This is a genomic window from Enterobacter cloacae complex sp. 394F7 (genome assembly GCF_057320385.1).
Genome location: NZ_JBXWCS010000016.1, coordinates 95,227 through 115,815, shown reverse-complemented (window position 1 = coordinate 115,815; position 20,589 = coordinate 95,227). Strand labels below are relative to the sequence as shown.

The 20,589-nt window shown below is 56.9% G+C and carries 15 protein-coding genes; 6 read left to right on the top strand and 9 right to left on the bottom strand.

From position 1 onward, the window contains the following. Window positions 1–439: 439 nt before the first annotated feature. Genes AC2FAK_RS20380 through AC2FAK_RS20370 form a run of 3 tightly spaced genes read left to right on the top strand, consistent with a single transcriptional unit; the run spans window position 440 to window position 3,922 of the window. Window positions 440–1,816, top strand: coding sequence for a glycoside hydrolase family 1 protein (locus AC2FAK_RS20380; protein WP_023622501.1), 1,377 nt, complete (start codon window positions 440–442; stop codon window positions 1,814–1,816). A gap of 51 nt (window positions 1,817–1,867) precedes the next feature. Then, window positions 1,868–3,190, top strand: coding sequence for a PTS sugar transporter subunit IIC (locus AC2FAK_RS20375; protein ID WP_095455632.1), 1,323 nt, complete (start codon window positions 1,868–1,870; stop codon window positions 3,188–3,190). A 15-nt stretch (window positions 3,191–3,205) separates the two neighbouring features. After that, window positions 3,206–3,922 (top strand): GntR family transcriptional regulator, encoded by a 717-nt coding sequence (locus AC2FAK_RS20370; protein WP_013097449.1) that lies wholly within the window; start codon window positions 3,206–3,208, stop codon window positions 3,920–3,922. Window positions 3,923–3,964: 42 nt separating this feature from the next. Here the strand turns inward: AC2FAK_RS20370 and ldtB are convergent, their stop codons facing one another. Then, complete coding sequence (gene ldtB / locus AC2FAK_RS20365) at window positions 3,965–4,885, bottom strand: L,D-transpeptidase (RefSeq protein ID WP_020689864.1); 921 nt, start codon at window positions 4,883–4,885, stop codon at window positions 3,965–3,967. 221 nt (window positions 4,886–5,106) lie between these two features. Here ldtB and AC2FAK_RS20360 point away from each other — a divergent pair, with 221 nt between their 5' ends. After that, window positions 5,107–6,702 carry an ABC-F family ATPase gene (locus AC2FAK_RS20360; RefSeq protein ID WP_013097447.1) on the top strand — a complete coding sequence of 532 codons (1,596 nt, stop codon included), beginning with the start codon at window positions 5,107–5,109 and terminating at the stop codon, window positions 6,700–6,702. A gap of 91 nt (window positions 6,703–6,793) precedes the next feature. On the opposite strand, the gene AC2FAK_RS20355 is transcribed toward AC2FAK_RS20360, so the two are convergent. Then, window positions 6,794–9,157 (bottom strand): glycoside hydrolase family 31 protein, encoded by a 2,364-nt coding sequence (locus AC2FAK_RS20355; RefSeq protein ID WP_141236785.1) that lies wholly within the window; start codon window positions 9,155–9,157, stop codon window positions 6,794–6,796. Between the two features lie 17 nt (window positions 9,158–9,174). Then, window positions 9,175–10,476 carry an MFS transporter gene (locus AC2FAK_RS20350; RefSeq protein ID WP_095455630.1) on the bottom strand — a complete coding sequence of 434 codons (1,302 nt, stop codon included), beginning with the start codon at window positions 10,474–10,476 and terminating at the stop codon, window positions 9,175–9,177. 286 nt (window positions 10,477–10,762) lie between these two features. Between AC2FAK_RS20350 and AC2FAK_RS20345 the strand changes: the two genes are divergently transcribed. Next, window positions 10,763–11,836, top strand: a complete 1,074-nt coding sequence (locus AC2FAK_RS20345; protein WP_048971702.1) for a LacI family DNA-binding transcriptional regulator — start codon at window positions 10,763–10,765, stop codon at window positions 11,834–11,836. Here the strand turns inward: AC2FAK_RS20345 and AC2FAK_RS20340 are convergent. The 4 genes from AC2FAK_RS20340 to AC2FAK_RS20325 form a co-directional block, all read right to left on the bottom strand. Further along, entirely contained in the window at window positions 11,833–13,089 is a 1,257-nt protein-coding gene (locus tag AC2FAK_RS20340) for a DUF1479 domain-containing protein (RefSeq protein ID WP_095455629.1), read from the bottom strand. The genes AC2FAK_RS20345 and AC2FAK_RS20340 overlap by 4 nt on opposite strands. A 151-nt stretch (window positions 13,090–13,240) precedes the next feature. After that, complete coding sequence (locus tag AC2FAK_RS20335; RefSeq protein ID WP_029882866.1) at window positions 13,241–14,056, bottom strand: Cof-type HAD-IIB family hydrolase; 816 nt, start codon at window positions 14,054–14,056, stop codon at window positions 13,241–13,243. A gap of 219 nt (window positions 14,057–14,275) precedes the next feature. Then, entirely contained in the window at window positions 14,276–16,708 is a 2,433-nt protein-coding gene (locus AC2FAK_RS20330; RefSeq protein ID WP_095455628.1) for a formate C-acetyltransferase/glycerol dehydratase family glycyl radical enzyme, read from the bottom strand. A 4-nt stretch (window positions 16,709–16,712) separates the two neighbouring features. Continuing rightward, complete coding sequence (locus AC2FAK_RS20325; RefSeq protein WP_095455627.1) at window positions 16,713–17,612, bottom strand: glycyl-radical enzyme activating protein; 900 nt, start codon at window positions 17,610–17,612, stop codon at window positions 16,713–16,715. 128 nt (window positions 17,613–17,740) lie between these two features. Between AC2FAK_RS20325 and fsa the strand changes: the two genes are divergently transcribed. Continuing rightward, the gene (fsa, locus tag AC2FAK_RS20320) at window positions 17,741–18,403 is read left to right on the top strand and encodes a fructose-6-phosphate aldolase (protein ID WP_029882869.1); all 663 of its coding nucleotides are present in this window, start codon (window positions 17,741–17,743) and stop codon (window positions 18,401–18,403) included. A 62-nt stretch (window positions 18,404–18,465) separates the two neighbouring features. Here the strand turns inward: fsa and moeB are convergent, their stop codons facing one another. Continuing rightward, the gene (gene moeB / locus AC2FAK_RS20315) at window positions 18,466–19,218 is read right to left on the bottom strand and encodes a molybdopterin-synthase adenylyltransferase MoeB (RefSeq protein WP_095455626.1); all 753 of its coding nucleotides are present in this window, start codon (window positions 19,216–19,218) and stop codon (window positions 18,466–18,468) included. A gap of 1 nt (window position 19,219) precedes the next feature. After that, a complete protein-coding gene (moeA, locus tag AC2FAK_RS20310; protein ID WP_095452875.1) occupies window positions 19,220–20,452 on the bottom strand; it encodes a molybdopterin molybdotransferase MoeA in 1,233 nt (410 codons plus the stop codon). Between the last annotated feature and the right edge of the window lie 137 nt (window positions 20,453–20,589).

The window sequence follows — 20,589 nt, the reverse complement described above, 5'->3', positions numbered from 1 at the left end:
CGTTGACCTCCATCACAAAGGGAAGGGAGTATTGCTGGTAAAGGGTGAAATCCACCACGGCCAGTGCTGTCTCTTCCTGACCGTCGATACTGAGTGTAAAGCGCAGCCCCTTCAGTGACATAATGATGTCTCCGTAATATAAACGGGTCTCACCTTAGCGCTAATGGTATACAGGAAACAGGGGTTATCCGGATAAAGCCGAAAACCAGGAATTTATAAAGGTTTGAATAATAGATAAATATTAATGACATAAACTCATCGAGATTATGAATGTCTGCCCGCACTTTATTAGCCCGGTCTCAACATGCTAATGAGTTGGTAAGGTATAAAAACTTTCTGTCTATCTCACAAAATTCGATCCTCCTCTTTGATCGCTTTTACATCTTCGCCTATATGACTAGTCATGAGATTTAAATGACTAGTCATATAGGGAGAGACCATGAATCAATCACTGCCAGCCAACTTTTTATGGGGCAACTCGGTATCCAGTATGCAGACGGAAGGGGCATGGAATGAGGGCGGGAAGGGGATGTCGGTGTACGACATTCGCGAAGCGGGGGAAAACATCTCCGACTGGAAAGTGGCGACCGATTCCTATCACCGCTACCGGGAAGATTTCGACCTGATGCAGGATCTGGGCATGAACTGCTACCGCTTTCAAATCTCCTGGAGCCGGGTCTGTCCGCAGGGCGACGGCGAGTTCAACGATGAGGGCATCGCCTTTTACGACCGCTTTATTAACGATCTCATCGCCCGCGGTATCGAGCCGATGATCTGCCTCTATCACTTCGATATGCCGCTGGCGCTGGCGCAGGAGTACAACGGCTTTAACGATCGTCGCGTCATGGATGCCTTTATCCGCTATGGCAAAAAGATGATCGACTGCTTCGGCGACCGTGTGAAGTACTGGCTGACCTTCAACGAACAGAACATCTTCCATATGCCGGAAGCGTTTCGGATTTCCGGCTACATGAAAGGTGAGAAAACCCTGCGCGAGCTGTACGAGTTGCAGCATCACACCATGGTGGCGCACATGACGCTGACCGAATACCTGCACCAGACAAAACCGGGTCAGCTGATGGGCGGTATGCTGGCACACCAGCTGGTTTACCCGGCCACCTGCAAACCGCGCGATATCTTCTGCGCCCAGCAGTACGACGAATTTCTCAACCAGAACCTGCTGCGCGTCTTTGCTGGTCAGGGCTATAGCCCGGCGGTGATGGCGGTGGTGGAGCAGGAAGGGTTTGGCGATATCTACCGTGCCGAGGATCTGGCGCTGTTCGCAAGAACCCAAAACGACTTTATGGCCTTCAGCTACTACGCCAGTAAAACGCTGGACAGCGATGCCATTCCGCAGGGAACCCCGGTGAACAATTACCTGCTGTACGGCGATAAAAATAACCCGTACCTGAAAGCCACCGAATGGAACTGGCAGATCGATCCGCTCGGTTTTCGCACCATCATCACCCGCTACGCCAACGACTGGCGCATGCCGGTGTTCCCGATTGAAAACGGCATTGGCGTGATTGAATCCTGGGATGGCGTGAACCCGATTGAGGATACCTACCGCATCGACTATCACCGGGCGCATATCGAGGCCATGAAAGCCGCCATGTTCGAGGATGGCGCAGAGGTAATGGGGTATCTCGGCTGGGGTCTGATCGACATTCTGAGCTCCCAGGGTGACATGCGTAAGCGCTACGGCGTGGTCTACGTCAACCGTGAAAACCACGACCTTAAAGACCTGAAACGCGTGCCGAAGAAGAGCTACGCGTGGTTAAAACAGGTTATCCATACCAACGGACGCGAGATGTAAGCCGTACGCTGCCGGGCCGTTTTTGTGACTGATTGATGGGAACTATCCGCTATGTCTGAAACAAAAATCACACCGCATATGCAGTCCTTTGTCGATAAATTTGTTGAGTTCTCGGCGCGCCTGGCAAACCAGGTGCATCTTCGCTCCCTGCGCGATGCCTTCGCCACGGTGATGCCGATTTTCATCCTCGCCGGACTGGCGGTGCTGGTGAACAATGTGGTGTTCCCATGGATTTTTGACGGCGACACGCTCACGCACTTCAAGGTATGGGGCGAGGCGATCATCAATGGCACGCTGAATATCGCCGCGCTGCTGCTGGCGCCGATGATTGCCTGGTCGCTGGCGCGCAACAAGGATTTCGACAATCCGGTCTCGGCAGTGGTTATCGCTGTCAGCAGCTTTATTATCATGATGCCGATGCGTCTGCAGCTCACGCCCGTCGGCAGCGACACCACGGTGAATGTCACCCAGGTACTGACCTTCGCCAACATTGGCTCGACCGGGATTTTCGCCGGGGTGCTGATTGGCTTGCTCTCCACGGAGCTGTTTATCGCCATCTCGCGGCTTAAGGCGCTGCAAATATCACTGGGGGAAAACGTGCCGCCGGCGGTCAGTAAATCGTTTACCGCACTGATCCCGACCATCCTGACGCTCTCACTGTTTGCCGTTCTGGCCGCGCTGCTGGCGAACGTATTGCATACGGATCTGATTCACCTGATCACCACCTTTATCCAGCAGCCGCTGCGGCTCATCAATACCAGCCTGCCGGGGACGATTTTTATCTACAGCTTTGGTAACTTCCTCTTCACGCTGGGTATTCATCAGTCGGTAGTCAACAGCGTGGTGCTGGAGCCGTTCCTGTTGATTAATACCAATGAGAACATGCTGGCCTTTGCCAACGGCCAGCCGATCCCGCATATCATCAACAACATCTTCGTGCCGACCTTTGGCATGGTAGGCGGTACCGGTAGCACCATTTCACTGCTGATCGCCATCTTTATCTTCTCGCGGCAACAATCGGCGAAACAGGTGGCACGTCTGTCGCTGGCGCCGGGTCTGTTCAATATCAACGAGCCGGTGATTTTCGGCCTGCCGATTGTGTTTAACCTGCCTTTAATGATCCCGTTTGTCCTGTTGCCCGCCATTGGCATTTACTTCGCCTGGCTCTGCACCACGCTGGGATTAATGTCGCGCTGCGTGGTGATGATCCCGTGGACCACGCCGCCAATTCTGAGCGCCTGGCTGGCAACGGCGGGGGACTGGCGGGCGGTGGTGGTGCAGTTGGCAATCATCGTATTTGGTGTATTCTTCTACCTGCCTTTCCTCAAAATTGCCGAGCGAGTGGCGTTGAAAAACAGCGGGATAGAACATTAAACAGAAGGAAGGACGATGGCGGCGAAGTACATCACCATAGCGCGTGAAATCAAAAAACGCATCATCAGCCAGCAGTATGCCGCCAATGAACCCCTGCCGGACCAGTTTGCGCTGGCGGCGGAGTTCAATACCAGCCGGATGACCATTCAGCAGGCCATGCGTCAGCTGATCGTTGAAGGGCTGGTATATACCCGTCAGGGGCAGGGGACGTTCATCCGCAAAAACTTCCTTCAGCTGTCGCAGTGGGATCTCTCCGGCAGCGACTACTTTGGCGCGACCAAAACCTGGGAGCATCTGGGCACGGTAACGAGCCAGGTGGTGCATTTTGAACTGCGCTTCCCGAACGAAAAAGAGCAGGCCTCGCTGATGATCAATGCCGATACGCCGGTCTATGACTTCATTCGTCTGCGTTTGCTCAACGGTGAACCCATGTCGCTGGACGCGACCGTAATGCCGCTCAACCTGGTGCCCGGCCTGAACAAAAGCCATCTTGAAAGCTCGGTGTTTCGCTATGTGCAGGAGACGCTGGGGCTGAAAATCATGGGATCGTACCGCGTGGTGCGGGCGCTAAAGCCGAATGCGCTGGATATGCAGCATCTGGTCTGCGAGGAGAGCGACCCGGTGCTGGAGGTGGAGCAGGTGATCTATCTGGAAGATGGCACACCGCTGGAGTATGCGCACTGTCATTATCGTTACGACCACGGCGGGATTGTGATCGTGAATAACGGATAAAAAAAGCGGGCATCGAAGCCCGCTTTTTTCGCTGTATCGCGATTAGTTCAAACGCACCGGCATACCGGAACGGTTCTGCACAGCCTGGTCAACGATAGTCGTTTCCACGTCCGGCTGAGAGGTCACGGACTGCACCGCGCTGGTCAGCGTAATCGGCACGATTTCGTTATTGTTGATCTGGTCTTCGCTGGTGGACAGCGGGTTGTGCACTTCAATGTAACGGCTGCCATCCGGCTCAGAGGTCGCTTTAACCGGTTCATTGATGAACTGGACGCGGGTACCTACCGGCACGTTTTCGAACAGGAATTTGATGTCGTCGTTACGCAGACGCACGCAGCCGTGGCTTACGCGCAGGCCGATACCGAAGTTAGCGTTGGTACCGTGGATGGCGTACAGGCGGCCGATATACAGGGCGTACAGACCCATTGGGTTATCCGGGCCTGCCGGAACCACGGCTGGCAGCGGTTCACCTGCCGCGATGTATTCCGCGTGCATTTTCGCCGTTGGGGTCCAGGTTGGGCCTGCTTTCTTACGTTCAACTTTGGTGGTCCAGTTCAGCGGGGTATCTTTACCCAACTGACCGATACCGATTGGCAGCACGATTACCGTGTTGGTGCCTTTCGGATAGTAATACAGACGCATCTCCGCGCTGTTAATCACGATACCTTCATGAACGGTATCCGGCAGGATCAGCTGCTGAGGGATGTTGAGAACGGTACCTGCTTTTGGCAGGTATGGGTCAACGCCCGGGTTCGCTTCCAGCATGTTAGACAGGCCCAGCTGGTACTGTGCTGCGAAATACTCCAGCGGCTGAGTGTTACCCTCAGGCACCGTCACCACCTGGTTTTGACCCACCAGACGGCTACCGTCTGTCGGCAGCGGATAAGTCACCGCAGAAGCGGTTTTGCAAAAACCTACTACGGCTAACGCCGCCGCAAAAAGCGTTGTTAATTTCATGTTCATGTTGTGCGAGGTATCTAAGCCATTCAGGCGTGAGTTGATAAGTCTGAATCTGTGATGGGAGCGCATTATATGTGCATTCCCGCTAACAGGGAATTCAGATGTGTACGAAATCACATTTTTTTCGATTTTGTTAAAGTTTAGCGGAGCGTCGCAACACAGGATCTCAATTCGGAATTGTGGCATAATGCCGTGTTTATCACACTTTTCGCAGGAATCTCCCCGTGTTAGTTACCAGCAACGTCACTATGCAGTTTGGCAGTAAGCCGCTGTTCGAAAACATTTCCGTCAAATTTGGCGGCGGCAACCGTTACGGCCTGATTGGTGCCAACGGTAGCGGTAAATCCACCTTTATGAAGATCCTCGGCGGTGACCTGGAGCCGACGCTCGGCAACGTGTCGCTCGATCCCAACGAGCGCATCGGTAAACTGCGTCAGGATCAGTTCGCCTTTGAAGAGTTCACCGTGCTTGACACTGTGATCATGGGGCACGCGGAGCTGTGGGAAGTGAAGCAGGAGCGCGACCGTATCTACGCGCTGGCCGAAATGAGCGAAGAAGATGGCTACAAAGTGGCCGATCTGGAGACGCAATACGGCGAAATGGACGGTTATTCTGCAGAAGCGCGTGCGGGCGAGCTGCTGCTGGGCGTGGGCATTCCGGTCGAACAGCATTACGGCCCAATGAGCGAAGTGGCACCCGGCTGGAAGCTGCGTGTGCTGCTGGCGCAGGCGCTGTTCTCTAACCCGGACATTCTGCTGCTCGATGAACCGACGAACAACCTGGACATCGACACCATCCGCTGGCTGGAGCAGACGCTCAACGACCGTGACAGCACCATGATCATCATCTCGCACGACCGTCACTTCCTGAACATGGTGTGTACGCACATGGCGGATCTGGATTACGGTGAGCTGCGTGTTTACCCGGGCAACTACGACGAATACATGACGGCGGCCACCCAGGCGCGTGAACGTCTGCTGGCGGATAACGCCAAGAAGAAAGCGCAGATTGCGGACCTGCAGTCCTTCGTCAGCCGCTTTAGCGCCAACGCCTCTAAATCCCGTCAGGCAACATCGCGTGCCCGCCAGATTGACAAAATCAAACTGGAAGAGGTTAAAGCTTCCAGCCGTCAGAACCCGTTCATCCGTTTCGAGCAGGACAAGAAACTGTTCCGTAACGCGCTGGAAGTGGAAGCCCTTACCAAAGGTTTTGATGAAGGCCCGCTGTTTAAGAATTTCAACCTGCTGCTGGAAGTGGGCGAGAAGATCGCCATTCTGGGTGCCAACGGCGTGGGTAAATCCACCATGCTGAAAACCCTGGTCGGCGAACTGCAGCCGGACAACGGGAGCGTGAAATGGTCCGAAAACGCGCAAATTGGTTATTACGCGCAGGATCACGAGTATGAATTTGAAAACGACCTGACCGTCTTCGACTGGATGAGCCAGTGGAAGCAGGAAGGCGACGATGAGCAGGCGGTGCGCAGTATTCTGGGGCGTCTGCTGTTCAGCCAGGACGACATCAAGAAGCCTGCCAAAGTGCTCTCCGGTGGAGAGAAGGGCCGTATGCTGTTCGGCAAGCTGATGATGGAAAAACCGAACATTCTGGTGATGGACGAACCGACCAACCACCTGGATATGGAATCTATCGAATCGCTGAACATGGCGCTGGAGATGTATCAGGGCACCCTGATCTTCGTCTCTCACGACCGTGAGTTCGTCAGCTCGCTGGCGACCCGCGTGATTGAAATTACGCCAGAGCGCGTGGTGGACTTCACCGGTAACTATGAAGATTATCTGCGCAGCAAAGGTATCGAGAACTAAAAAAAAGCCGGGTGGCGGCTTCGCCTTACCCGGCCTACGTTCTGTTCCCTCTCCCTGTGGGAGAGGGTTAGGGTGAGGGCATCAGGCCGCACTACATCACCCACTCACTCCCTTCAATCCCATTCACCAGCAGCCTGCGTTTTTCCCCCGCCGGTAATGACACCTTCAGTGCTTTCCACGCCGGACGATAATCTCCGCGCGCAGTGATCTTCAAATTGATGGTTGCCCCATCGCACACCATTTCCCACTCTACCCACAGTGCATTGCCGTTCTGATAGCCCCAGCTTTCACCGTCATCTTCAAACAGCAGACCGGTGCTGGTGCCCACGCCTTTGACCGGGAACAGCTTCAGTTCGCGGGTGTCGTCTTTTTCCGCGCTGACGTGAGTGATGCGTTCGCTGAGCGGCAGACCGGCACCGGCGCGCACAAGCAGCGGCAGTTTTTCCAGCGGTGCATCCAGAGCGATCCACTGCCCGCCCGCGTACCACGCGTGGGTGTAAAAATCGTACCAGCCGGTTTCGTTATCCGGCAGCCAGAGACGGCGCTCGCGCTGTCCGGCCTCCACCACGCTTGCCACCAGCAGGTCCCGGCCCAGCAGGAACTCGTCGCACTCTTCAAAGGTCTGCGCATCGTGTTCGTGGTCGAGGAAGGTTGGGCGCAGCATCGGTTCGTCATCGGCATGCGCCTGCCAGAGCAGGGTGTAGAGATACGGCAGCAGACGATAGCGCAGCTCAATAGCACCGCGAATGGCAGGGGTGACGCCCGGATACATCCACGGCTCGTTTACCGTGTGGTCATCGTTCCACGAGTGAATGGTAAAGCGCGGGTGCATCACGCCGTTCTGCACCCAGCGGACAAACAGCACGGCGTCGGGTTTGTCGCCAGAAAAACCGCCCACGTCATGACCAACGTTAAACAGCCCGGACAGGCTCATACCCAGCCCCATGCGGATGTTATAGCGCAGGGTGTCCCAGTTGGTGCGGTTATCGCCGCTCCAGGTCTGAACGTAACGTTGCATCCCGGCGCAGCCGGAACGGGAGATCAGATACGGGCGCTTTTCCGGGGCAAACCGCTGCTGCGCTTCCAGCGAGGCGCGCATCATCAGCAGCGGCATCACCGGGCGGATGTGTTTGATGGCGATCTCCTTGCCAAAACCATGACAGCGCGCTTCGCCGTCCCACACTTCGTATTCGTTGTTATCGTTCCAGGTGGAGTCGATCCCCATCTCCAGCAGCTGCGTGGTGACTCCTTCCTGCCACCATTTCACCGTCTGCGGGTTGGTAAAGTCGAGGTGGGAACCTTCGTCATCCCAGAAGCTGGAGCGTTCTGGTGCGTCGGTTTCTGAATCACGAATGAACAGGCCGTTTTCCGCCACTTCGCTATAGCGCGGGTGGTCCTGCAGCAGGCACGGCTTGATGTTTGCCGCCAGCCGCAGTCCCGCATCGTGGAATGCCTGGGTCATCACCTTCGGTTGCGGCACTTTGTCGTGGTTCCAGTTAAAGACATAGCGCTTGCCGTTGATTGAGGTATAACCCGATGAGAGCTGGAACGAGTCGCACGGGATCGCATGCTCTTCGCACAGGCGAATAAAGTTCATCAGCTGATTCTGCGCGTCCGGCGCGTCGGTGTAGTGCATGGTCGACCCGCTGTAGCCCAGGCTCCATTTCGGCCCGAACAGCGTTTTCCCGGTCAGGCGCACAAAGGCTTTGGTGACATCCAGCACCCGTTTGCCGGTAAAGAGATAGTAATCGATATCACCCGCTTCCGCCTGCCAGCGACGGTAGGCGGTGTGGTAGTTATCAATTTCGTTGCCCAGATCCAGCCAGCAGCTGCTCAGGTTGTCGTAGAACAGGCCGTAACTCACGTCATCGCGGCGGGTAAGGGTAAACGGGATGTGTTTGTACAGCGGGTCGGTGCTGGCCGCGTTGTAGCCCATGGCGTCGAGGTTGCGCATCTCGAAGCGCTTACCGTTGCGCTGCAGGTCGCCCGCTTTCTCACCCAGGCCGTAAAAACGCTCGTCCTTGCGACGGCTCAGGTAGTGCGCCACCCCGTCACCGTGAGCGTTCAACAGATAGGCGCTGGTCGGGCGGTCATTGACCAGCGGCTGCCATTCACCGGCGTCATTGCGATAGTGCCACTCCAGCCACAGCGGCTGATGAACGGTCACACGCAGCTGTTCGGTGGCAATTGTCAGCCCCTCATCCTGCTGGCTTAGCGTCCAGGCAGGGCAGGTGAAGCCGCTCAGATCGTCGCGACGACGGCCTTCCCACGGCACATCTTCTTCCGGAGCGATGCTCCAGGTGCGGTCCAGCGCCAGTTCACCTTTACGTTTGATCAGTACGCGGAACAGGTTCTCTTCCAGCACATACAGGCACAGGCGGTGCTGGTTATCCACCAGCAGTTCCAGATGGTTGGCCGACTGCTTATCGACGGTCCAGTTTTTCAGGGTTTTCATATGCAATACATCCACTATCAGGCGCGCTTGGCGCGACGTTCAGCAATAAATGCCACCAGGAAAACAGCGCCAATCAGGTCAAAGAAACCCATGGCAATAAAGAGCGGGTTGAAGCCGATTTTGTCGGCGGTCACACCAATCAACAGCGAGAACAGGAAGCTGGCGATCCACGCCGCCGAGCCGCGCATACCGTTAACGGTCGCCATCTGGCCTTTATCGAACGACTCCACCACCAGGGCGCTGAGCATGCAGGAGATGATCTGATGCCCGAAACCGCCGATGGAGATCAGCACGATGGTGATGTACGGGTCGCGGGTAATGGCGACGACGGCCAGAGAGATCATCAGGAACGCGCCGGTGACGGAGCTTGCCACCACGGAGTTGACGCGGGAGCAGCTAAACAGGCGGGTATACAGACGGGTGAGGTAACCGCTTGCCACGCTGCCGAGATCGGCGGCCAGGAACGGCAGCCAGGCAAACATCGCGATCTGCTTCAGATCCATGCCGTGCTCTTTGGCGAGATACAGCGGCACCCAGAAACTCAGCACTGCCCAGGCCGGTTCCGCCATAAAGGCCGGGATGGCGATACCGTAAAAACGTTTATTTTTTGAGACGGTTTTCAGCGCGGTCAGGAAGGGCAGTTTTACTGCAGGCGGTTCGTTATCCTGCTTGATAAACGCCAGCTCGTCTTTGCTCAGGTTCGGGTGCTGCTCCGGATTGTGGTAGAACGCCCACCACAGGATCACCCACAGCAGCGCCAGCACGCCGGTGAACATAAACGCGCCCTGCCAGCCAAACGAGGCGTGCGCGAAGTAGATGATAGGCGGAGCCAGCATCGCGCCAATGGAGAAGCCCACACCGGCCCAGCCGGCTGCCACAGGACGTTCCGATTTCGGGAACCATTCACCAATGGTTTTGGCGTTTGCGGGCGTGGCGGCGGCTTCAGAAGCCCCCATAAAGAAGCGCAGGATGGCAAGGTGCAGCCAGCTCCCGGCACCCGCGTGGAAAATACACATCAGCGCCCAGATCCCGGCGCAAATCATAAAGCCAATCTTCAGGCCGATCACGTCGATCAGCCAGCCGCACAGAGGCTGGAAAATGGTGTAGGCGATCTGGAATGCCCCGACGATCCAGGAGTACTGCTCGGTGGTGATACCGAGGCTCTCTTTCAGTTCCGGGGCGAGGATGCCGAGTGAGTTTCGGGTGATGTAGTTAACGGTGACGCCAAGTAAGAACAGCACCAGCACATACCAGCGCAGGTTTTTAATGACGCGACGGGTTTTGCTTGCCGCAACGGTGTTATTAATGTCCTGACTCATTTTACTCTCCACAAGACGGACGGTAAGGGGACGGAGGTTCAGGTGTCACACAGGTTTATGACGTTGATTGTTATCTGTTTTACCGCTTCAAGTTGCTATACAACTAGTATGGAAGTTGTGTGACAAGTTCACCTTAAGGGAGAAAATGAGAGGGCAATAGTGGATTTTGTGCAAAATTTCTCATAACTGAGCGACATCATTTGGCATCATGGCTTTGACATCAGCTATTGCCTGATATCCACGCTATGAAAATTTTGTCATTTCGCAAATGGAGCCAGATCACAAAATGGACAAAAGGCTAAAAATCACCGAAATCGCTGCCCGGACTCAGCTCTCCATCAGCACCGTTTCGCGGGTCCTTGCCGGGAAGGCGAATACCAGTGAAAAAGCACGTGCGAAGGTGCTGGCATGCGCGCGCGAGCTGGGGGTGCTGGACGGAATGGCTGCGGGCCGTTTGCTGCTCAACAGTCTCGTTGTCTTCGCCCCACAGCGCGCCTTTGACGAGCGGTCTGACATCTTTTACTACCGTGTGATCCAGAGCGTAAGCAAAGGCCTGGCCTCGTACGATGTTCGCCTGCGTTACTGCGCGCTGGAGGAGAACGACAGCGACGCCCAGCTGTTTCTGGCGCGAATGAACGAGCCGGACACCCAGGCCGCCATCCTCCTCGGGATTGACGATCCACATATCCACGACCTGGCGGTGGATGTCGGTAAACCCTGCATGCTGATTAACTGCCGCGACCGGCATATGCGCCTGCCTGCCGTCGCGCCGGACCATCGGGCCATTGGCGAGCGGGCGGCGGACTATCTGTTTGAAATGGGACACCGTGAGGTGATGAATGTGTTGTGTCTGCGGCGTTACACCATGGAGCTGCGCCTTGCGGGGATCCGCGACGCATGGCAGTCGCACAACCTGAAGTTCAACGACAAACGCGATTTGCTGGTGGCGCCGAGCTTCAGCGCTCGCGAAACAGAGCAACTGGTCACCGACTGGCTGAGCCACATGCAGGGGAAAGACTTGCCGACTGCGTTTCTGGTGGGGGGTGACTTTATGGCGGCGGGCACCATCAGCGCCCTGCAAAAACAGGGGTTACGCGTGCCGCAGGATATTTCGGTGATGAGCATTGACGGCTTTAATCTGGCGGCCATTCAGGATGTACCGTTAACCGCGGTACATGTCCCGCGTGATGAGCTGGGCACCGAAGCGGTACATATGCTCCAGCAGCGGCTGATGCGCCCGGAGGCGCCATCAGGCACGCTATTGCTTAACGGCACCCTGACCGTACGGGAATCGGTCCGGCGGATACGTCAGGGGAAACGACGCACCGCCGTTGAGCGGGAAGGGCTGTACGACAGTTAAGCCATGCCCAGCGCACGCTTGCCGTGGATATTGAGATCGGCCACGGTAAAGCGATCCTGCCAGGTTTTTTCATAATCCTCGCGCGGGAAATCACCCGGCGATGCCCCGGTTTCCAGCGCCGCTTTCACCTTCTTCGCGTAGGCGAGGTTCTTCTCGCACATCGGCGCGGCAGGAATGTACATCACGTTGCCCCAGCCCTGTTGATCCTCAACCGGCGCGACGGAGTGGATCACATCGCAGTGCCACCACACCGAATCGCCCGCCTCCAGTGCCGGAATGCTGGTGAGCGCTTCGATAAGCAGCGGGTGCCATTTCTCTGACACCGGCAGAACGCGTCCCGGCGCCACGCCGCACAGTTCGTCCTCCGGCACGTCATCCAGCAATGGACGCAGCAGAATATAAGCCATCGCTTCCGGGATTGGCACCACGTGCAGCAGCCCCTGGCCCGGGATCATGTCCGACAGCGCCGTCCAGCCCTGGAAGGTGCGGAACACCGAACATTTGGTGGTGTTATCCACGGTGTACTCTTCCACTTCAGTACGGTGCGCAGCATTCCACGGATCGTATTTCTCTACGTTGCCATCAAAGACGCGGGCGAAAACCTGCTGATACGCGGGCAGCAGCCAGCGCTCCAGCGCACCGGAATCGGTATGCGCGCCCAGCCCTTTCGAGGTGGTACCCGGTGGACGACGGCGGATGCGATCCGGGTAAATCACGCTGACGTCCGGGTCGAACCACTGTTTGCCGTTGCTCTCGAATGTCCACAGACGGTTCAGAAACGACTGCACCTGCGCCATCTCTTCACTCTGGCGCGCCTGCATTTGCGCCTGTGACCAGTAGATAGGGTAAATCTCCGGGCGAGACGCCGTTAAGGTACCAAAGAAGTTATCGCCGGGCCCTTTATAGACTTCATCAAACTGGTTGAGATCGAGGTAATCGAGCATCGACTGATCCCATGCCAGCGCCTGCTCGCGTGGGAAATGACCTTTTATTATCGCGCAACCCCGGCGTTTGATCGTCTCACGCTGCGCGGATGTGATGGTGCCATTTTTCACATCCGCAAACGGGATCACCGGCCAGACGGGCTCGCCTTTGTTTTTCAGGGCGTTAATTTCCGCCACGCGGGTCGCGATGGTATCGCTGAGCTTATCGAACACCGCCTGCACATCGCCGATTTGCGCCCGTAGCTCGCGCTTCATCTCACGGATTGCGGCTTTGTGATCCGCCGGCAAAGTTTCACTGGTAAACGTCATAACTGCCTCGCGTCTTTCATTCGAAAGTAAAAATGTCTACAAGTGATACTTTAAGTTAAAAATTGGTTAATGCAAGTTTAAAAACTTGACGGGTAGCACAGGATGGAAAAAGAGTGAGGGGGGCCGGAGCGCGGCTCCGGCAGGAAGGGAATCAGGCGTCGAACGGGGAGTGGTGGTCCAGCACCGCCTGAATAACGTTCAGCGCGCCCTGGTGGTTGTTGTCGTCGGTGCTGTAGCGGCTTACGTCTCTGATGCTTTCGGCCGCGTTGCCCATTGCAAAGGAGTATTTCACCAGCTTCAGCATCTCTGCGTCATTGCCGCTGTCGCCAATACCCACGCACTCCTGCGGGGAGACTTTCCAGCGTTTCAGCAGACGGCTGATGCCATTGGCTTTGTGCAGGCCGGGGATAATCAAATCGACAAAACCAAAGCCGCTGGTGACCGGCTTCATAATGCCGTCCAGGGAGACATGCAGTTTATCGACCAGATTCGGGATATCGCTGTCCGGCAGGTTCAGGGAGAACTTGAACAGCACGTCGTTAATGTCGCGGTAGTCGCTGATACGCTTTAAGCGGTGATAGTGCTTTGACATCAGCGCCACGAACGCCTCCGGGGCCTGGTCGCTGACGTAAGCGCTGTCGAGACCGCAGGCCACAAAGTTCAGCCCTTTGTCTTTCAGCAGTTCGCCAATAACGATTTGCGACTCATGACGCGTCAGCTCGCCGTGGAAAATTTGTTCACCGTGATCGAAGACCAGCGCACCGTTTTCCGCCACGAAGGAGATCTGATCTTTCAGTTCCGGGAAAAAGGAGATGAGCTGGTAATACTGGTTACCGCTGGCGACAACAAATTCAATATTACGGGCTTTAAGCTGCTCAAACTGTGCCTGAAAGCGGTCACGATCGTACTGCTTGGCATCATCAAGGAAAGTTCCGTCCATATCGGTGACGATAACTTTAACGGTCATACTGTGCTCCTGGGTCACTGCGTTTTGAAACATTCTAATAACAAGGTGACGGAGAGCACAAATTTAATTTCATTCGAAAGTAAAAGCAAAACGGCAACGTCGGTTGCCGTTTTTAGTCTTTTCTCCCTCTCCCGGTGGGAGAGGGCCGGGGTGAGGGCATCAGCGTGCGCATTTCCCCCTCACCCTAACCCTCTCCCTCAAGGGAGAGGGGATACTTCGTTACAGCGTATGCTCCGTACGCGCAATGATATCGTCCTGTGCATCCGGCGACAGGGCGGTGAAGAACGCCGAGTACCCTGCGACGCGTACCACCAGGTCACGATACTGGTCCGGGTGTTTCTTCGCGTCCAGCAGCGTTTCGCGTGAAACGATGTTGTACTGAATATGCCAGCCTTTATGCACCTCGAAGAAGGTACGCAGCAGTACCATCAGCTTTTGACGGTCGCTGTCGTTTTCCAGCGTTGACGGGTTCAGCTTCTGGTTTAACAGCACGCCGCCAAGAATCGCTTCGGTCGGCAGTTTACCCACGGAGCCGATTACCGCCGTTGGACCGAGATGATCGGTACCGGAGGCCGGACTGGCGCCTTCCGCCAGCGGGGTGTGCGCTTTGCGTCCGTCCGGAGTCGCCATTGTCGCTGCACCAAACGGCACGTTTGCGGAGATGGAGGATGTGCCCGCGTAGTAGTTACCGCCAATGGGACCACGGCCGTAACGCGGGTTGTGATACTGCTTCAGCTCGTCAATGTAGGTCTGATAAGCACGGGTCAGCAGCATGTCCACACTGTCGTCATCGTTGCCGTACTTCGGCGCACCGTTGATAAGACGCTGACGCAGCTGCTCGTGCGTCAGCCCGTCGAAGTCATCCGCCAGCGCCGCCGCCAGCTGCTGCTGACCGATGACGCCCTGCTCGAACACCAGTTTCTTCACCGCCGCCAGGCTGTTACCGAGGTTGGCAATACCTACCTGCAGGCCGGAGACCCAGTCATACTTCGCACCGCCCTGCTTGATGCTTTTCGCCCGCTCGATACAGTCATCCACCAGCGCCGAGCAGAGGATATCGTGGACATTCTCTTCCAGCATGGTGTCCACGACATACTCAATCTCGATGGATTTACGGGTGTAATAGCGGATCTGGGTATCCCAGGCCGTCATCACCTCGTCGAAATTGCCGAAGTTACCGGCAGAGAGCGCTTTCTCCTGCGGCAGGAACACTTTCCCGCTGGTGGCGTCGCGGCCGCCTCCCAGCGCGGCGAGCATCACGCGGGCAAAGTTGATAAAGCTCATGCCGGTGCAGCGGTAGCCCCATTTGCCGCCAACGGCGGTTTCGATGCAGCCGATGGCGGCATAGTCGTACGCATCTTCTTTTTCTACGCCGAGCTTGATGAATTCCGGGATCACGATTTCATCGTTGTTGAACGCCGGCATGCCGAAGCCGCAGCGGATCACCTGCACGCAGGCGTCGAGGAAGTCGTTGCTCATCCCTGCGTGATAACGCACGCTCAGGTTTGGCTGGGTGGAACGCAGACGACCGCAGGACTCCAGAATCGCGTAAGAGAGCGGGTTGACGGCGTCCATTGGCTCACCGTTGACCAGCTTCTGACCGCCGATGGTGACGTTCTGGTACAGCGGGCTGCCTGCGGAGGCTTTGGAGTGCGAGCCGGAGCGGATCTTGTTCACTTCCAGCAACTTCAGCCAGCAGCTGTGGAGCAGCTCGATGGCGTGCTCGCGGTCGAGGCTCTGGTTCAGCTCTACGTCGCGACGGTAGTACGGGTAGAGATACTGATCCATGCGGGCGAACGACACGGAGTGGCCGTTGGACTCAATCTGCAGGATAAGCTGAATGAAGTAGCACAGCTGCAGCGCCTGCCAGAAGGTTTTTGGCGGTTCATGGGCAATCGCGTCACAGTTTTCCGCTATCGCCAGCAGCTCGTCGCGGCGGCTGACGCGGGATTCGGTAGCCGCCATCTCACGCGCCAGGGCTGCAAAACGTTCGATATGCAGACTTACCGCCTCCAGCACGATATCTATCGCTTTCAGGAACTGATCGCCGTGCAGGTCGTCCAGCACTGTCAGGTTGATGCGCGAGCGGCGCTCGGCCACTTTAGCGCGCAGGCCGTCGAGCCCTTTTTCCAGCACCAGCGGGAAGTTTACCGCCAGGTGGGCATCGCCGGAGGTCATGTTGCCTTCGGCTTTGATAATGCCGGTTTCCAGCAGGCTTTTCTGCTCGTCGGTGAACATGCCGTAACAGCGATCCTGTACCGTCTGGCCGCGCCACCACGGGCAGATCTCATGCAGAACGCGCTTATTCTCTTCGCTGACCGCAAAGCCCGCGCCGGGACGGTCCGCCAGATCGTCAATCTCTTTCTCAATCCAGGAGACGGTATATTCCGGGAAGATCGGCGCGGCGCGCACTTCGCTTGCCTGGTTACCAACGATCAGCTCATCGTGTTTGATCCAGATGGTGCGCTGCGCGAGATGATGCGCCAGCGCCAGCGCGCGACGCACCGGGATCGGTTTATCCATATGCTGCTGGTACATTTCAGTGTAGTGCTGCGCGCGCTCGGTACAGACCGGTGGCTTCACGATATGCACCAGGGCCATTTTGTGCGCTTTAATGCGCTCGCTGAGGGTGTTGAGATTCAGGGTAGTCATCGTTTTATCCTCGTAAGGTCGCGGTTAACCCTTTCTGGCAGGCATACTGCTGTGCAAAGTCCAGTAGCGCAGGGTTATCCAGCGGTTTGTCAGGAGCAGAGTAAGGTTGGCCGAGCAGGGTGTATTTGTTCATGCCCAGCGTGTGATACGGCAGAAAGTGAATGTCGCGAACGTTCAGTTCGTCGGCTGCGAAATTGGTAATGGCGGTAACAGAGGCTTCATCGGCGTTAAAGCCCGGGATCAGCGGCACGCGAATGATGATTTTTTTCCCGGCGGCCGCCAGGCGTTTCAGGTTGTCCTGGATGCGTTTTGCCGAGCCGTCCGTCCACTGTTTGAACACCTCTGCATCCACATGCTTCAGGTCGGCGAGGAACAGATCGACATACGGTAGTGAAGGCGCGATATAGTGCCACGGCACGTGAAGGCAGGTTTCGACGGCGGTATGAATACCCTGTTCATGGCTGGCTTTAAACAGCGCCAGTGCCAGATCGGGGTTCATAAACGGCTCGCCGCCGGAGAGGGTGATTCCGCCGCCGCTGCGGTCGTAAAACGGCTTATCGCGCAGGACGGTCGCCATGATCTCCTCCACCTGACGTTCTTCACCACACACGGTGAGCGCCTGTGTCGGGCAGCAGTCGGTAAGGGCGTTAAGCGTCTGTTCGTCTAGTTTCTCTCGGTGGATGACCAGCCCGTTCAGCGCACGTTCGATACAGCCCGGTGCCGCCTGCTGGCACAGATCGCAGCCGTCCAGGCAAAGACGTGCATCAAACAGCACGTCCCGCGTGCGGGCCCGGCTTTCCGGGTTCTGGCACCAGCGACAGCCCAGCGAGCAGCCTTTCAGGAACACCACGGTACGGATCCCGGGGCCATCGTGGGTAGAGTAACGCTGAATATTGAAGATCATGATTTTGCCTCTCATCTTGCATATGAAGATTAAATTACTTTCGAATGAAAGTTATCTTGATGCAAGTCAACTCCTGAGCAGGTTTTGTCGTGATAGGGTAAGTGCAGGCTAAAATTGAGGGCGACATCATGGAACTTTATCTCGACACTTCTGACGTTGCGGCAGTGAAAAAGCTCGCACGCATCTTCCCGCTGGCGGGCGTAACCACCAACCCCAGCATTGTGGCGGCAGGCAAAACGCCGCTTGAGGTTCTGCTGCCAGAACTGCACGACGCGCTGGGTGGCAAAGGCCGTCTGTTCGCGCAGGTGATGGCCACCACCGCCGAAGGCATGGTGGACGATGCGCGTAAGCTGCGTGCCATCATTAACGACCTGGTGGTGAAAGTGCCGGTGACAGCGGAAGGGCTGGCGGCGATCAAAATGCTGAAAGCAGAAGGGATCCCGACGCTGGGGACCGCGGTATATGGTGCTGCACAGGGGATGTTGTCCGCGCTGGCGGGGGCAGAGTATGTCGCGCCTTACGTTAACCGCGTGGATGCGCAGGGCGGAGACGGGATCCAGACCGTTGTGGAATTACAGCAGTTGCTGACGCTGCATGCCCCGCAATCAAAAGTGCTGGCGGCGAGCTTCAAAACCCCGCGTCAGGCGCTGGATTGCCTGCTGGCCGGCTGTGAGTCCATTACGCTGCCGCTGGACGTGGCGCAGCAGTTTATTACCTCTCCGGCGGTGGATGCGGCGATCGTGAAGTTTGAGCAGGACTGGCAGGGGGCGTTTGGACGGACGGCTCTCTGACGCGTTATCTCCCTCTCCCGGTGGGAGAGGGCCGGGGTGAGGGCATCAGGCCGCAACGAGGTTTAACCGCTGCACACCTCACACCCCGGACTACGCATCAGCTTCATCTCGCGGAACTGGCAGGTCATTGCGTCATACATCACAATTTTCCCCGCCGCTGGCGTACCGTAACGGGTCAGCACTTTGATCGCTTCCATCGCCTGCAGTGACCCGATCACGCCGACTAACGGCGCCATTACGCCCGCCTCGACGCAGGTGAGCGCATTCTCACCAAACAGGCGGCTCAGACAGCGATAACACGGTTCGCCTTCAGCATAGGTAAAGACGCTGATCTGTCCTTCCATGCGGATTGCCGCGCCAGAAACCAGCGGCGTTTTGTGGGTAAAACAGCCGGCGTTTAGCTGGTTGCGGATGGCGACGTTATCGGTACAGTCCAGCACCAGATCGTGCTTTGCGATTTGCGCGTATAACGCCTCGTCATCCAGCATCGCGTTAATCGGAGTGAACTGAACGTGGGGGTTGATGCGCGTTAACGCTGCGCGGGCAGAGTCCACCTTCGGCTGGCCGAGTGTCGCATCGCTGTGGAGCGTCTGGCGCTGCAGATTGGACACCGACACGGTATCAAAGTCCAGCAGCGTCATCTTGCCCACACCCGCCGCGGCGAGGTATTGCGCGGCGGCGCAGCCCAGACCGCCCAGGCCGACGACCAGTACGCTGGCCGTCTTGAGCGCTTCCTGGCCTTCAAAATCAAAACCGCGCAGCACAATCTGGCGGTTATAGCGCATCATCTCTTCATCGCTCAGTTCCGTCGCCATCTTAGCCTCCGAACAGGTGGTTAAAGCGCTCCACCTCAACCCATTCGCCTGCTTCCACATTGCCACGCTCGCGCTCCAGCACGATAAAGCAGTTGCCCTGGCTGAAGGAGCTGAAAATGTGCGAACCCTGATGGCCGGTGGTGCTCACCTCCAGCTCGCCCTCCGCGTTGCGCGTCAGAATACCGCGCTGGAAATCAAGACGACCGGGGGATTTCTTAAGGCGCGTAGCGGCACGCACGCGCTGGCGTACCGGCAGCGGACTGGCACGGTTGCCCGAAAGCTTCGCCAGCAGCGGGATCACCAGCTGGTAGAAGGTCAGGGCGGCAGAGACCGGGTTACCCGGCAGGCCGCAGAACCAGCTGTGCTTAAGCTTGCCAAAAGCGAACGGTTTGCCCGGCTTGATGGCCAGCTTCCAGAAGGCGATTTCACCCAGCTCTTCCAGGATGGATTTGGTGTAATCCGCTTCACCCACCGAAACACCGCCGGAGCTGATCACCACGTCGGCCGCGTTGTCTGCCTCAATAAAGGCGGCGCGCAGTTTTTCCGGGTCATCAGGAATAATGCCAAGGTTGATCACTTCACAGCCCAACTGTTCCAGCATCAGGTGTACCGCCAGACGGTTGGTGTCGTAAATCTGCCCGTCCTGCAGCGGCTGGCCCGGAAGCTGCAATTCATCACCGGTAGAAAAGAGCGCGACGCGCACCTGACGGATCACCTCAATGTCCGCGATACCGAGCGAGGCCAGCACCGGCAGTTCACCTACCGTCAGCTTCTGCCCCGCAGCGAATACCGTTGCGCCAAGAGCAATATCTTCGCCGGTGCGGCGGATGTTCTGGCCTGCTTTGACGCTGGCGGTAAAGCGCACGCCGTCAGCGGTCTGTTCGGTCTCTTCCTGCATCACCACCGCATCGCAGCCTGCAGGAACCGGCGCGCCGGTCATGATGCGTACGCAAGTGCCCACAGGCCATTCTCCGTCAAACGGTTGACCGGCGAAGGCTTTCCCTGCGACAGGCAGCGCCTGACCCGTCTGGAGATCCGCCAGGCGTACCGCGTAACCGTCCATCGCTGAGTTATCAAACCCCGGCACGTTAAGCGGGGAAATGATGTCGCGCGCGGCAATACGACCAAAACAGCGCGCCAGCGGCAGCGTCTCTACGTCGTGCAGCGGGGAAAGTCGGTCAAGCATCTGCGTGAGTGCCGTCTCAAGCGGCATCAATCCGGCGGTAAAATCCATAGTGGGCTCCAGCACAGTAACAACGAAAGCGCTCATTATGGCAGAAAAGTGCGGCTAACTGTATGACCCACCATGAGTACCCTTTACATCGCAGTTGCGTCTTTCTATATTCAAAAATTATCTGAAGAATCATCAAC